Here is a 13070-nt window from a genome sequence, read left to right on the forward strand (position 1 = left end):
GTGGTGCTGTCCGACTACCTCTGATTGTGTGGGTGGTCGGGCTACCGACGTGGCTTGCCGAGTGTCCGATTGAGTAGTCCCAACAGGAGCGCCGCAGCACCGAGGACGACACCGGCCACGGCGACAGCCAGCGCGACCCCGGCCGGCCGGTCGGCGGCGGCCGTCGGCGGGGCTGCGGTGATCGGCATCCCGTGTTCGTCGACGCCGCCGGCCGCAGCCTCGGTCAGGCGTAGGACGATGGCGGGGTTCTCCGGCTCGGGGCCGCCGGCCTGAGGTTCCTCGATCCAGCGGGAGATGACGCCGTCGGCGTATGTCTGGAGGGCCTTGAACACGATCCGGTCGCCGGTGGTGGGCAACGGGCCCACGGAGACGCTGAACTCCTGGAACTGGTTGCCGTCGATGGCGTCCTCGGCGGTTGCCGCCGTCCAGGTCACCGAGGTGATCGCCTCGGTCACCGTTGCCGAGCCGACCTTGACCGGCGCGGCGAGTGGGCCGTCCTCGACGGTCGCCCGCCACCCGGCAAGCTTGTGGACCGCCGCCGAGGTGATAGGCGTGGTCTCGGGCATCACGATGCGTACGCTTGTCGTCGCCGCCTCGGCGCGCTCGTTGGGCACCCGGAACGTCAGGGTGGTGAACCCACCCGGCGGGGCCTGGGCGGGGCTTACCGAGACGTGCGCCTGCGCCGGGCCGACCGGCGCGATCGCGATCGCCGCTCCCGCGAGCAACGCCAGGGCGATCCGGCCCGGTACATGCCGTCGCATCGTTCATCTCCTCCTGCTGGGCGCGTGCCTTCGCTGGCCTTCAGCGGCGGCTATCGCACGATGTTCATCATGGCGGGGAGCCCGTCGGGTGGCGTGTTGGGGGTGCGCCAGGCGATGTGGCCGTCCGGTCGCACCAGGAGGCCACCGGTGTCGTGCAGGCCGCACTGGTCGAGGAAGACCGTCCGCGCAGATGGCGACATCACCCGGTCGAGGTGGTGGACGGTCAGCGGAAACCCGACCTCCCGCTGCGCGGTCGAGGCCCAGCCTGCGGCGGGGCCGGCGAGCAGGGTGAAACCGTCGCCTGCGACCAGGTCGAGGGTGGACCGGGTCTGTTCCGGGTCGAGCCAGACGTGGGGGAGACGGTGGCCCGGCCGGCCGGTGGGGACGTAGTCGGCCACCGGATCCCCGGCAGGCGGGTCGGTGCCGTCGGCGATGACGGCGGCGGAGGTGTAGTGGTAGCCGAGGACGAGTCCCTCGCTGGGCCGGCCCCGCGGTGGCGCTCCGGTGTGGCGCGCGTCGATGGTGTCGGTCAACCGCAGGTGGCTCTCGACGGCGCTGGCGAGCGCGACCGGTCGGCGTTCGGGATCGTAGGTGTCGAGCAGGGCCGGAGCGGCCCAGCCGTGATGGACGGCGGCGAGTTTCCAGGCCAGGTTGTCGGCGTCGGCGATGCCGCAGTTCATCCCGAAGCCGCCGTACGGGGTGGTGACATGGGCGGCGTCACCGGCGAGGAACACCGGGCCGTGTCTGAACCGGTCGGCGACCTGTGCCGAGGCGTGCCACACCTGCCGGCCGACCAGGCCGACGGCGAGGTCGGGCAGACCGGCGGCGGCACGGATCAACGCGACGCAGTCGCCGTCGTCGAGACGATCGAGGTCAACCTCGTCACCGTCGGCGACGAGGTTGAACAGCCATCGGCGCTGGTTGTCGACGGCGAGGAACGCGCCGTGCAGGCCCGGTTGGTCGATCGTGTAGACGGCGCACGGCCGATCGGCGATGTGCTGGCCCAGGTCGGCGTCGAAAAGGATGTTCAGGTTGCGGGAAACGCCGGACGGGCCGGCCATCGCGATGCCGACCCGCCCGCGAATCCCGCTACGAGCACCGTCCGCAGCCACGAGGTACCGCGCACGCAGCCGCTCATGATGCCCACCGGCCGACATCTCCACGGTGACCCCGTCGGGGCCTACGGTGAGGTCGACGAGTTCCGTGCCGAACCGGATCCGCCCAGGCTGGAGCCGTTGCGCATGCGCGCGGAGCAGCGGTTCGAGGCGGTCCTGCGAGCAGAGCAGCGTGTAGGTGGGGCTGGGCACCGCCGGCCGAGCGGCCGGGCCGGTGACGATGCGGCTGCCGGACGGGTCGGTGAGGGTGCGGCCGAAGTAGAAGGCCAGATGCTCGCGGGGCAGGCCGACAGCGGTGACGTCCTCCTCAAGCCCCCATGAGCGGTAGATCTCCATGCTGCGGATGCTCAACGCCCGCCCCTTGGGGAACGCGGCGGTGCCCGAGTGACGCTCGACCAGCGTAGCCGCAACGCCCAGCTGGGCGAGCCGGATCGCCAGCCCCAAGCCGGTCGGACCACCGCCGACGATCACCACGGGAACCATCTGTCCTCCTGACGATAGGGGCCGGTGGAGGTGCGACCGCCGCACCCCCACCGGCCGGACCGACCGGCGTCGCTCAGGGTTTGAGCGCCGCGGTCAGTCGTTCAGTGTTGGTCTTGAACACCCCGAGCAGGTCCAGATCGGTGCCGGGGTAGTTGACGACATCGACGCGGGTGGCGCCGGGGATGTCGGGATTGGCGCCGGGCAGGTGCGCGTTGGCCAGCACAAGGGTCGGCTTCTTCGCAGTCAGCTCGGCGAGCTGGCTCGGGGTGACCGGCTGCGGCCCATACGTGCCGACCACACTGATGCCGGCGAAGTCACCCCAGTACGCCATGAACAGGTGCGACACCGCAGTGGGCGCCGGGTTGGGGAGGGCAGCCTTCGCCTGTGCGGACAGCTTCGCGTACTCGGTGGTGAAGGCGGAGTTCCAGGTGGTCGCCGCGTCGCCGGTGCCGAACAGGCCGGCGAGCCGGGAAACCTCCGAGGTGATCTTGCCGGGGGTGTTCTCCAGCTGCACGGTGACGAGCTTGCCTGCGCTGCCGGCCGCGTCCTTGAGCCGGGCGGCGAAGCCGTCGAACTCGGCGTACAGGATGTAGTCGGCGCCGGCGACGGCGGCGAGGTCGCTGGGCTTGGGGTCGTAGTCCGGCGGGTGCTGCACGTTGGCCGGGGCGACCACGGTGATGTCGGTCGCCCCGGCAGCCTTGGCCAGTGCGCCGACCCAACTGGTGGAGGCGACCACCTTCGGCCCCTTCGCCACCGGCGTCGCGCTGCTGGCCGGTGCCGGGTCGTCAGTGCTGCCACACCCGCTGGCCAGCAGCGACAGGGTCGCCACCGCGGTCAGTGCGGCTGCCCGGATCAATCGCATCACGTGCTCCTTCAGGAATCAGATAGGTGAGCAGGGTCAACGTCCCCGCCACCAGAACGAGGACAGGACCAGGTGGCTGGTCGATCAGCAGGGCCACGGCGAACCCGGCGGTGTTGCCGACCACCCCGAGCACGACGGCCCAGAGCACCATCGACCGCAGCGACCGGCCGAGGTTGCGGGCACCCAGCGCCGGAAGGATCGTCAGCGCGTCGACCAGCAGCGCGCCCGTCAGCCGGATCGACGCGCCGATCGCCACGGCGACGACGACGAGCAGCGCCAGCAGCAGCGGCCCGGCGGCGACACCGGAGCACAGCGCCAACTCCCGGTCGAACAGCAACAGCGCGAGCTGTCGCCGCCACCGCCAGAACAGGACGTGCACCACGACGGTCAGCGCGCCCAGGACGATCAGGTCGATCTCGCGGGTGGCGAGGATCGATCCCCAGAGCAGCTCGAACGCCCCGGTGGCGTTGACCCCGGACACCGACAGCACGAGCAGGGCGGCGGCGATGGCGAAGGTCATCAGCAGGCCCATCGCCCCGGGCAGGCCGGTCGGCCGCCGGGCCAGCGGGGCGACGCCCGCGCCGGCGAGGGCGCACGCGGCGAGGCCACAGAGCATGGGGTCGAGGCCGGCGAGCAGGCCGACAGCGATGCCGAGCAGCGCCACGTGCATCATCGCGAACCGCACGGCGATGATGTCCAGGCCGATGATGAACACCCCGACGATCGGGAGGCCGACGGCGGCGATCAGCAGGCCGATCGCGGAGCGCTGCACGGCCGGCAGGGAGAGCAGGTCGAGGAAGCCGTCCACGGGGTCAGATCACCCGCAGCTTCCCGGCCGCCATCTCGGCCACCCGGTCGCAGGCCCGGGTCATCGCCCGGTCGTGGGAGACCACGACCACCGTCACCGGGAGCTTCGCCAACAGGGTGGCGACCTGTTCCTGGCCGTCGAAGTCCAGTGCGGCGGTGGGCTCGTCGGCGAACAACGCCCGCGCCCCGGCGGTCACCGCGCCGAGCGCGCGCGCCAGGAACACCCGCTGCAACTGCCCACCGGAGAGGGTGTGCAGGGGGCGGCGGCCGAGCCCGCCGACGTCGAGCTGCCCGGCTGCCGCACGGGCGGCGTCAGGATGCCCACCGCTGTCGAGCAGTTCGTCGACCAGTAGCGGGAAGCGGCCCGGCGCGAGGCGCTGCGGCACCCAGGCCACGTCCCGACGTCGGCGCGCCCATTCGACGCCGCTGCGGGCCGATTCGCCGCCCACGGTGACCGTGCCGGCAGCGGTGGGGTGTAGGCCGAGCGCGGCCCTCAGCAGGGTCGTCTTGCCGGAACCGTTCGCTCCGGTGAGGGCCACGTGTTCGCCGGCGGCCACGTCGAGGTCGACCGCGTCGACTGCGGTACGCCGTCCGTAGCGGCAGGTGACGGTCGTGAAGGTGACGGCGGCGCTCACTCGTTCTGCCCGGTGAGTCGTTCGCGTAGCCACCGCTTGTCGACCTTGCCGGCGGCCGACAGGGGCAGCGTGTCGAGCACGACGAGCCGCTCGGGAAGCTTGGCGTGCTCCAACCCGTGCACGTCGGTGAGATAGTCGGCCAGTTCGGTGAGTGTCGGCGCAGCGGCCCCCTCGCGGACGGCGACGCAGGCCGCCATCCGTTCGCCCATCAGCCGGTCCGTGACGCCGACGCAGGCGACCTGCCGTACGGCGGGGTGCTGGGCGATGAGCAACTCCACCTCGACGGGGGAGAGGTTCCGCCCGCCCCGGATGATGATCTCGTTGCGTCGGCCGACCACGTGCAGGAAGCCGTCGGCGTCGATGCGGCCGAGGTCGCCGGTGCGGACCCACCCGCCCTCGACCCGGTAACGGTCGTCGAACTCGGGATCGACGTAACAGAGCGGGCTCATCGGCCCGAGGCCCCAGATCTCACCGACCTCGCCGGTCGGCACGTCGGTGTCGTCGTCGCCGACGATCCGGACGGCAGCGACCGCCGGGTTGGGTCGGCCGACGGCGTCGTGCACCGCCGTCGGCGGGTCGAGGGGGTCGGTGGTGCAGTTGACCCCGTCGGCGGAGCCGTAGCAGTTGACGAACGCCGTATCAAAGCGGTCCCGGCAGGCTTGCACGGTGGCCGGGTCGACCCGCGACCCGCCGGCCACCACCGCCCGCAGCGACGACGTGTTCGTCGTGGCCAGGCGCGGGTGGTCGAGCATCATCGTGAACATCGTCGGCACCCCGAACACCAGCGACGGTTGGTGCGTGTCGATCAGATCGAGGGCGCGACCGGCGTCGAAGCGGGACTGCACGAGCAGGGTGCCGCCGTGGCGGGCGATCGTCACCGCACTACCCGAGGAGCCGAAGGACGAGGCGAGGGGCACCAGGAACAGGTTGCGCATCGGCTCGTCACCGTGGTGCAGGGCGGCGATGAACGCGCCCCGCCCACCGGCCAGCGCGTCATGCGAATAGACGATCATCTTCGGGGCGGCCTCGGACCCGGAGGAGACCAGGATCCGCGCGGGCGCCGACGCTGCCGTGCCGACCGGTGCGGCCAGCGGTGGCCCGTCGGCCAGCCAGCCCTCCAGACTGCCGGGCCCGTCGAGCCCGGCCACCAGGACGGTGCGCAGGTCAGGCAACTCTGGTCGCAACGTCGCCAGGGCGTCTGCGTAGTGGTGTTCACCGACCTTGTGCGCGACGACAGCGACCGCCGCCCGGGAACGGCGCAACAGGGTGAGGGTGTCGCGCCGACCCCGCCCGACGGGGTAGGACAGGACGACCGCACCGATCGCGGCGGCGGCCAGATCCACCGCTACCGGCCGCCACCCGTTGGGTAGCTGCACCGCGACGACCTCACCGGGTTCGACCCCGTCGCGTTGCAGCGCGCCGGCCAGCCGCAGCGTCGCTGCCTGAAGCTGCGCGTATGTCGTCTCGCCGTCGTCGTCAACCACCGCGACCCGGTCCGGGTTGGCCGCGGCCTGCTCGGAGAACAGTTCGTACAGGGTGCGACCGGGGTAGTGGCCGGCGCGGGCCCACCAGTCGCGCAGCGCGGCAGGGACCAGTTCACGGACGGGCAGGGCGGTCATGACGTGAACCTCCACGGTGGGCGGACGAAGGCGCAGCCGTCGATGTCGATCAGGTCGCGGGCAACGGGGTCACCGGCCAACTCACCCGGCTCGGGGCACACCCGTACGGCACGCACCCCGACCGCCGCCAGGCGGGACAACGCCTCCCGTACGGTGAGGGTGGCCGCGTCGCCGAGCGTGCTCTGGGCTGCCGCCACATCACTGCCGACGGGGAGCATGATGTGTCCGTCGGCGACGGGCGTCGGGACGTCCCACCGTCCCCACACGGGCCGGGCCGCAGGTAGCGGTCCCTGAAGTACTCCTGCCGCCGATAGCAGCGAGGTGTCGACCCGCTGCCCGCGCCGATCCCGCTGGCGAGCCACCAGGGCCGCCAGGACACCTTCCGCGCAGACCAGGCCACCGAGGACGTCCAGCAGGGTCATCAACGACCCGGCCGGTGGCACCCCCTCAGGCCGTAGCTGTTCGCCGAGTCCCGTGTACGCCTGGGCGACGAAATCGGTGCCCGGCGGGGCGTCCGTCCCGCGCGCTTCACCCCAGCCCGAGGCGTACGCGTACACCAGGGCGGGGTTGCTTGTGGTGAAGTCGGCGGAGTCGAGGCCGAACTCGGCGGCTTTGCCGGGCGCCCAGTTGTGCAGGAACACGTCGGACTCGTCGACCAGGTTCCGTACGGTCGAGCGGCCGGAGGCTGAGCGCAGATCGACCTCGACGATCCGTTTGCCCCGGTTGAGCGCCAGGAATCGCGCCGAGCAGCCACCGACCATGGGCGGCATCCCGCGCAGTGGGTCGCCACCGGCGGGCTCCACCCGGGTCACCTCCGCGCCGAGCAGGCGCAGCACATGTCCCGCGAGTGGCCCCTGGATGCGCCGGCCGGCCTCGATCACCCGCACCCCGTACAGCGGAGGTCGGTCCGCCGGCAGGTCCGACAGTGCGCCTGCGGGGGCACCGGAACTGATCTGCCAGGGTGCGCGAAACCGGCCGTCGGGGCCGGCGTCCGCGCGGCGCGCGCTGAGCCCTCGAACCTCCTGGACGGCCACCCCCGCCGCCTGCGCGCTGGCGCACAACTGCGCGAACGGCCTACGGCGGGTGATCTCGTGCAGTGCGGGGGGAATCGGGGCGGCGGCGGTGGCGTAGCGGAGCACGAAGGCCCGCCAGCCCTGGGCCATGTCGCCGGGTGCCGCACCGAGCGCGGTCCACCACCGTCGCCAGGGCTCCGGATCCAGAGTTTCCACCTCGAACACGACCCCGTCGAGGGAGGTGAACGGCGGTGGCATCCCCGGGCCACTCACCTCACCGGTGTCGTCGGTGTCACGGGCGCTCCCGGCAGCGAGGTACTGCGACACCGTCAGCAGCGCCGCACCGGCCACGCTTACCCGCACCGACCCGGGTCGTTGCCCCCGCAGCCCCGCCAGAACGGCAGCCAGTGCACCCTGCGCCGCAACGACACCGGCTACTGTGGACACATAGCTCACGCCGAGGCGGACCGGCCCGCCGGAAGCACGGCCGTGCGTGGCCATCAACCCCAGGGCGGCCTGGGCCGTCACCTCGTCCAGTAGCCGCCCGGTCGGATCCGTCCAATCGGTGTGGACGTCAACGTCATCCACCCGCAGCGGGCCGCCGGGACGGTGATGCGCGCCGAGTAGGGACAGGTGCTCCACAGCGATCGCATCCGCCGCCGTCGCCGTGTCTCCGCAGACGGTTGTCCCCGCGAGGGGCACCACGTCCAGCCGCCCGTCCACCACCAGATCGCTACACACCGGCACCGCCGGCATGCGCTACGTTGATCACTCGCATACCTCACTAGTCGTGCCACGCACTGAGGTAGTTCCCCGCGATCCTCGGGAGTTCGCCGATGACCGAAACGCTGCCCCGCACCGACCTGGCGGCCCATGTCCACGCCTTCGTCACCGATCGGATCATCCCTGCGGAGACGCTCCTCCTCGCAGGTGGGCAGGCAGGCGCGCAGATCATGCGAACACTGCAGGACCAGGCGCGACAGGGCGGACTCTGGGCGCTGCCGCTGCCGGTCCGCCTCGGTGGACACGGGCTCGACCTGAGGACCTACGCACCGCTGGCCGAAATCGAGGGATGCTCCGACTTCGGGCCGACGGCGCTCGGCTCGGATCTGGTACTCGACGCCCTCATGCTCGACAGGCACGGAACGACCACGGTCCGCACCCGCTATCTCGCGCCGATGACCAGTGGCGCCGGTGGGCCGAGCTTCGCCATGACCGAACCCGGCGTCGCCGGCTCTGACCCCACCCGGCTGGGTACCACCGCCACCCTCGACGGCGACACCTGGCGGATCACCGGCCAAAAGTGGTTCACCTCCCGTGCTGCCACCGCCGCCTTCACCACCGTCGTCTGCCGCACTCACGCAGGGACCGACAACCGGAACGGGTTCTCCCTGCTGGTCGTTCCCACCGACAGTCCCGGCTACCGGGTAGTGCGGGAGTTGCCCGTCCTCGGTGCCGGCGGCCAGTACGAAATCAGCCTGGACGACGTACGCGTCCCCGCCGACCATGTCCTCGGTGAGCCCGGCCAGGGGCTACGCATCATCGGCGAACGACTGGCGCTCGGACGGACCCTGCGCTGCCTGCGCTGGCTCGGTCAGGCCCAACGAGCCTATGACCTCATGCTGGCCCGGCTGACCACTCGCCACGCCCACGGTGGACCTCTTGCCGAACAGCAACTCCTACACAACCTGGTCTTCGACAGCCACGCCGACATCGCCGCAGCCCGCGCGCTCACCCACGCCGCCGTCGACGCCCTCGCCAACGGCGGCGACACCCGCATCGCGGTCGGCACCGCGAAGGTGGTCACCGCCCGCGCCCTGCACGCGGTCGTCGACCGTGCCATCCAGGTGCACGGCGCTGAGGGGCTCACCGACGACACACCGCTGCCTATGCTGGCACGCACCGCCCGCGCGGCCCGGATCCTCGACGGCCCCGACGAACTGCACATCACCACGGTGGCCCGTCGCCTGCTCAGCTGACCATTACCACGGGTGTTCCCGCACCCGTCCGGTCAGCACGGCAAGGACGGCAGTGAGAAAGAAACTGCCCCACACCAGCTCGTGCCGCGTGCCGACCCCGCTGGCAAGCTCGTAGCAGCCGTCCCGCAGTACTCCGGTGTCGTCGAGATGGTGGCCGATCACGCTGTCGACGATGGCTCGCGCCGCTGCCGCCCAGCCATCATCGGCGGTGACCTCGGACAGGGTGAGAAGACCGGCTGCGGTGATCACCGCCGCGGAGGTGTCCACCGGCGTTGCGGGCCGACCGAGTAACGCGACGGGCACCGTGTGTCCCACCTGTTCCAGCCACCATCGGGCAACGCTGCATCCGGCCTCGGTGAAGTCGCCGCCCCACTGCCGTGCGCAGGCGGCCAACCCGAGCACCCCCCACGCCTGCCCGCGTGCCCAGACAGCCGAGGCAGGCGACTCGTCAACCGGTGTGCCGTCGGGCCGCAGGAGCACCTCCGGCCGGATCCGGCCGTCACCGCTCACCAACAGCTGCACGTGCCGGTCGGCATGGGACCGGGCCAGCCCGGCCAGGTCGAACCGACCGGCGTCGGCGGCCCACCCGAGCAGCGACACGGTCCCCGCCAGGGCATCCACACCTGCCTTCAGTGCCGGCCCGCCACCGAAGGCGGAACCCACCGGGATCAAGCCGAGCCGCCCGTCGAACGCCCCCGCCAGGGCGTCGGCACCATCGAGTGCGACACGGTGGGCCGGAGTGTCCGCACCGATGCGATACCCCTGGACAGCTCCGTACCAGAACGTCATCCCCCTGGTCACCGTGTCGTCCGCAGCGCGAGGAGCCAGTCGATGCGTCCACTCCCGAGCCGTGGCACGGTCGGAGGGCAGCCCAGTCACCGCAGCCCGTAGCCACCACCACCCGGCCCAGAAGCCGCCCGTCCAGGACCCTCGACGCGTCGACATCCACTCACCCGAGACCGGATCCGCGTACAGCGGGAACCGGTCACCCACCTGCCCGGCGACGATCGGGAGCCGCCGCAGCATCGCCTCCAACGCGTTGTCGTAGCCGTGGTCGTTCACGCGGGGACCGTCTGGTGGACGCTGGCCGAGCGAACCCGCATCGCCAGTACCGCCGTGCCGGCGAACAGCGCGCCGACGACAAGCCATGCCGCACCCCACCCGCCGACGTCCGCGCACCAGCCGACCGCCGCTGGGCCGACCACGAAACCGCTGAAGAAGCCCAACGACACCAGCCCCGACGCCTGCCCCAGCGCCTTACCCCGGCGCAGCACCATCAACATCGACACCGCGTTCGCCGCGGTCGCTGATCCACCGGCCACCACCGCACCGGCCCATACCAGGCCCGACCACAGGTGACCGGCGCCGAGCACCAGCACCACCCCCACGATGGCGGCCGTCGCCAGCCACGCCAGCGCCACCGTCACATCCGAAGTACGGTCCGCCCACCGGCCCCACCAGACCCGTGCGAGCAGGCCCGTCACCCCGAACGTGGCGAGGAGCAACCCGGCCGTGCCCGTGCCCAGGCCCAGCCGCTGTGTCGCGTACAGGGGGAGGTAGGTGTTCACTGCCGCCAGCCCGGTGCCCAGCAGCAACGAGAACGCCACCAACCAGACCAACCAACCCGACGGCGCTGACAGCCGCCACCACCGCCCAGTGGCCACCTGCCGCCCGGACGCCGGAACCCACCACCACACCGCGACCACCACCGCCAGCGGCAACACCGTCGACACCCGCAGTGCCACCCGCCACCCGGCCAGCGCCGCCACCGTCGGCAGGACGAGACCGCAGGCGAACGCCGCCGCCTGCACACCGGCCTGCTTCACCCCGATCGCCGTACCTCGGCGCTCCGCCGGGACCGCCTGCGCTACCAGCACGTTCGTCGCCGGATTAGCCAGGGCCTGACCCACACCCGCCACCGCCACCGCTACCAGCAGCCATCCATAATGCGATGCCACGGATGCGCCGAGCAGCGCCACCATCACGGCCACGCACAACGCCACCAGCCCTCGGCTGGCGCCCCACAGGTCAATGAGGTGACCCGCCAGGAGCGACACCACCGCCGCCACGGCGAAGGACACCGTCACCAACCCACCGACCGCCGTCCGTGACAGGCCCAGGTCGGCTACCAGGAACGGCGCCAACGCCGACGTGGCGTACAGCACCGTCATCGACGTGGCCATCCCCGCCGTCGCTACGCCCGTCGGGCCCCACCAGCGACCAGCCGTCATAAGTGCACCCCGTTCCGATCACGCCATGACCGTCGAGAGTGAGTCGGCCGACGCCGGGAACCAGTTCCCGGCGTCGGGTCAGATTTGTCACGTCCCGTCAGGTCGGGGTGCCGCGGCTGACGGCCTACTGCGGCAGGGTCGACGCCGACCAGGGACGGAGCAGCTCGTGAACGACCTCGACGTGGGACACCGGGATGGCACGGATGAGGCTGGCCTGCTGCGCCGTCCGGTGGTCGAACACGAGCTGATCCGCACCGCCGAACTCGCACGCGGCCTCACCCCAGGCATCCCCGGGAGCAGTGCCCAGGCATCCCCGGCCGACGAGCAGGACTCGGTCTGTGGTGGTGGCCGCTACCACGACCGCTCGACACCACCATCTGCGCGATCGCTAGCCTCCTGCGTGAACACCAACAACCTGAGTGGGTGTCGTTCACTGGTCGGCCTGCCGTAGTAGTCGAGGAAGATCTTCAGGCTGGGTTCGCGCCCGGTGAGGGCAGCGGCGAGGGCACGCAGCGCCGGCCGCCTCGACGCCGCCCGTGCCACGGGTCCCACGCTCTGAGCCCGGTGAGCGCACCCATCCCCGCCGCGGCGGGGATGGTCCAACGTGCCGCCGGGGTCATCGCCGCGACCCACCGTGGCGACCACGCCGGTGCCCGAGGAACTCCTCGCCGCGTTCCCCGGTGAGCAGGCCAGAACCCTCGGCTTCACCTGCTCGCCGACCTTGCGCTCGGCTTGGTCCGGGAGGGCAGCGGGCAGTCCATGGACGAACTGGTGCGGGAACTGTCCCTACTCGTCGCGAACACCGCTGGTCAACCACCACCGGCTGTGGCCTGACAGCAGGGTCCCCGTGCCGCTCGTCGGGCGCGGGGACCCCGCACAGCACCGACGACCGGACCACGGCAGGCCGCCGATCCGGGGCCAACTGCGGACAACGCCGTCATCCGCTGGTGGCCAGGCGGATGCCGAGGGCGATGAAGGCCACCGCGCAGATCCGGCTGATCCGCCGAGACCAGCGACCATCGGTCACCCGGCCGGCGAACCTGCCCGCCCCGGCACCCAGAGCGACATCGACGGTGAGCTGCACCGCGACGAAGATCGCACCGAGGAGCACCAGCTGTGCCGTGACGTCACCGGTCGTCGGGCTGACGAACTGCGGCAGGAACGCCACGCTGAACAGGATCATCTTCGGGTTGAGGAGATTGGTCACCAACCCCCGGAGGAACGCCCCGCCGCTGCGGCCGTGCTGCTCCACGGTGGTGGAGGCCGTCGCCCTGCCGTCGCGTAGGGCTCGAATCCCGAGGACGATCAGATAGGCCGCCCCGGCCCAGCGAATCGCGGAGAACAACACCGGCGACGCGGAGACCACGGCGGCGAGGCCACAGACCACCGCCGCCACATGCACCGCCTCCCCGGCCGCGACCCCGAGCGCGGCGACCGCGCCGGCCCGGGTGCCGTAGCGGGTCGCGTTGGCCAGGACGAACATCATGTCCGGCCCGGGAGTGACCATGAGGACGGCGATGGTGGCAAAGTAGGCGGCCAGGGTGGCCGCGGACAGTCCGAGCACC

General features: G+C 71.7%; 12 protein-coding genes. 2 read left to right on the plus strand and 10 right to left on the minus strand.

Going from position 1 to position 13070, the window contains the following annotated elements; genetic code table 11:
- Positions 1-41: 41 nt before the first annotated feature.
- The 7 genes from JQN83_RS10805 to JQN83_RS10835 all read right to left on the minus strand — a co-directional run bounded on the left by JQN83_RS10805 (position 42) and on the right by JQN83_RS10835 (position 8051).
- The gene (locus tag JQN83_RS10805; RefSeq protein WP_208566962.1) at positions 42-761 is read right to left on the minus strand and encodes a YcnI family copper-binding membrane protein; all 720 of its coding nucleotides are present in this window, start codon (positions 759-761) and stop codon (positions 42-44) included.
- Positions 762-811: 50 nt separating this feature from the next.
- Complete coding sequence (locus JQN83_RS10810; protein ID WP_208566963.1) at positions 812-2359, minus strand: FAD-dependent monooxygenase; 1548 nt, start codon at positions 2357-2359, stop codon at positions 812-814.
- A 73-nt stretch (positions 2360-2432) separates the two neighbouring features.
- A complete protein-coding gene (locus JQN83_RS10815) occupies positions 2433-3221 on the minus strand; it encodes a metal ABC transporter solute-binding protein, Zn/Mn family (protein WP_208566964.1) in 789 nt (262 codons plus the stop codon).
- On the minus strand, positions 3145-4029 hold the full coding sequence (locus tag JQN83_RS10820; protein WP_208566965.1) for a metal ABC transporter permease: 885 nt from the start codon (positions 4027-4029) through the stop codon (positions 3145-3147). The genes JQN83_RS10815 and JQN83_RS10820 overlap by 77 nt, the downstream gene beginning before the upstream one ends.
- Before the next feature lie 4 nt (positions 4030-4033).
- A complete protein-coding gene (locus tag JQN83_RS10825; protein ID WP_208566966.1) occupies positions 4034-4663 on the minus strand; it encodes a metal ABC transporter ATP-binding protein in 630 nt (209 codons plus the stop codon).
- Complete coding sequence (locus JQN83_RS10830; RefSeq protein WP_208566967.1) at positions 4660-6282, minus strand: class I adenylate-forming enzyme family protein; 1623 nt, start codon at positions 6280-6282, stop codon at positions 4660-4662. The genes JQN83_RS10825 and JQN83_RS10830 overlap by 4 nt, the downstream gene beginning before the upstream one ends.
- Entirely contained in the window at positions 6279-8051 is a 1773-nt protein-coding gene (locus tag JQN83_RS10835; protein ID WP_279632714.1) for a CoA transferase, read from the minus strand. The genes JQN83_RS10830 and JQN83_RS10835 overlap by 4 nt, the downstream gene beginning before the upstream one ends.
- Positions 8052-8131: 80 nt before the next feature.
- Here JQN83_RS10835 and JQN83_RS10840 point away from each other — a divergent pair, with 80 nt between their 5' ends.
- Positions 8132-9274 carry an acyl-CoA dehydrogenase family protein gene (locus JQN83_RS10840; RefSeq protein ID WP_208566969.1) on the plus strand — a complete coding sequence of 381 codons (1143 nt, stop codon included), beginning with the start codon at positions 8132-8134 and terminating at the stop codon, positions 9272-9274.
- Positions 9275-9277: 3 nt separating this feature from the next.
- On the opposite strand, the gene JQN83_RS10845 is transcribed toward JQN83_RS10840, so the two are convergent.
- Entirely contained in the window at positions 9278-10336 is a 1059-nt protein-coding gene (locus tag JQN83_RS10845) for a hypothetical protein (protein WP_208566970.1), read from the minus strand.
- Positions 10333-11457: an MFS transporter gene (locus JQN83_RS10850; RefSeq protein ID WP_208566971.1), complete on the minus strand. Its 1125-nt coding sequence runs from the start codon at positions 11455-11457 to the stop codon at positions 10333-10335. The genes JQN83_RS10845 and JQN83_RS10850 overlap by 4 nt, the downstream gene beginning before the upstream one ends.
- 214 nt (positions 11458-11671) lie before the next feature.
- Here JQN83_RS10850 and JQN83_RS10855 point away from each other — a divergent pair, with 214 nt between their 5' ends.
- On the plus strand, positions 11672-11956 hold the full coding sequence (locus JQN83_RS10855; RefSeq protein WP_208566972.1) for a hypothetical protein: 285 nt from the start codon (positions 11672-11674) through the stop codon (positions 11954-11956).
- A gap of 486 nt (positions 11957-12442) precedes the next feature.
- On the opposite strand, the gene JQN83_RS10860 is transcribed toward JQN83_RS10855, so the two are convergent.
- Complete coding sequence (locus tag JQN83_RS10860; protein ID WP_208566973.1) at positions 12443-13069, minus strand: LysE family translocator; 627 nt, start codon at positions 13067-13069, stop codon at positions 12443-12445.
- Between the last annotated feature and the right edge of the window lies 1 nt (position 13070).

Origin of the sequence: Micromonospora antibiotica (genome assembly GCF_017599305.1) — a bacterium.
Taxonomy (GTDB): domain Bacteria; phylum Actinomycetota; class Actinomycetes; order Mycobacteriales; family Micromonosporaceae; genus Micromonospora; species Micromonospora antibiotica.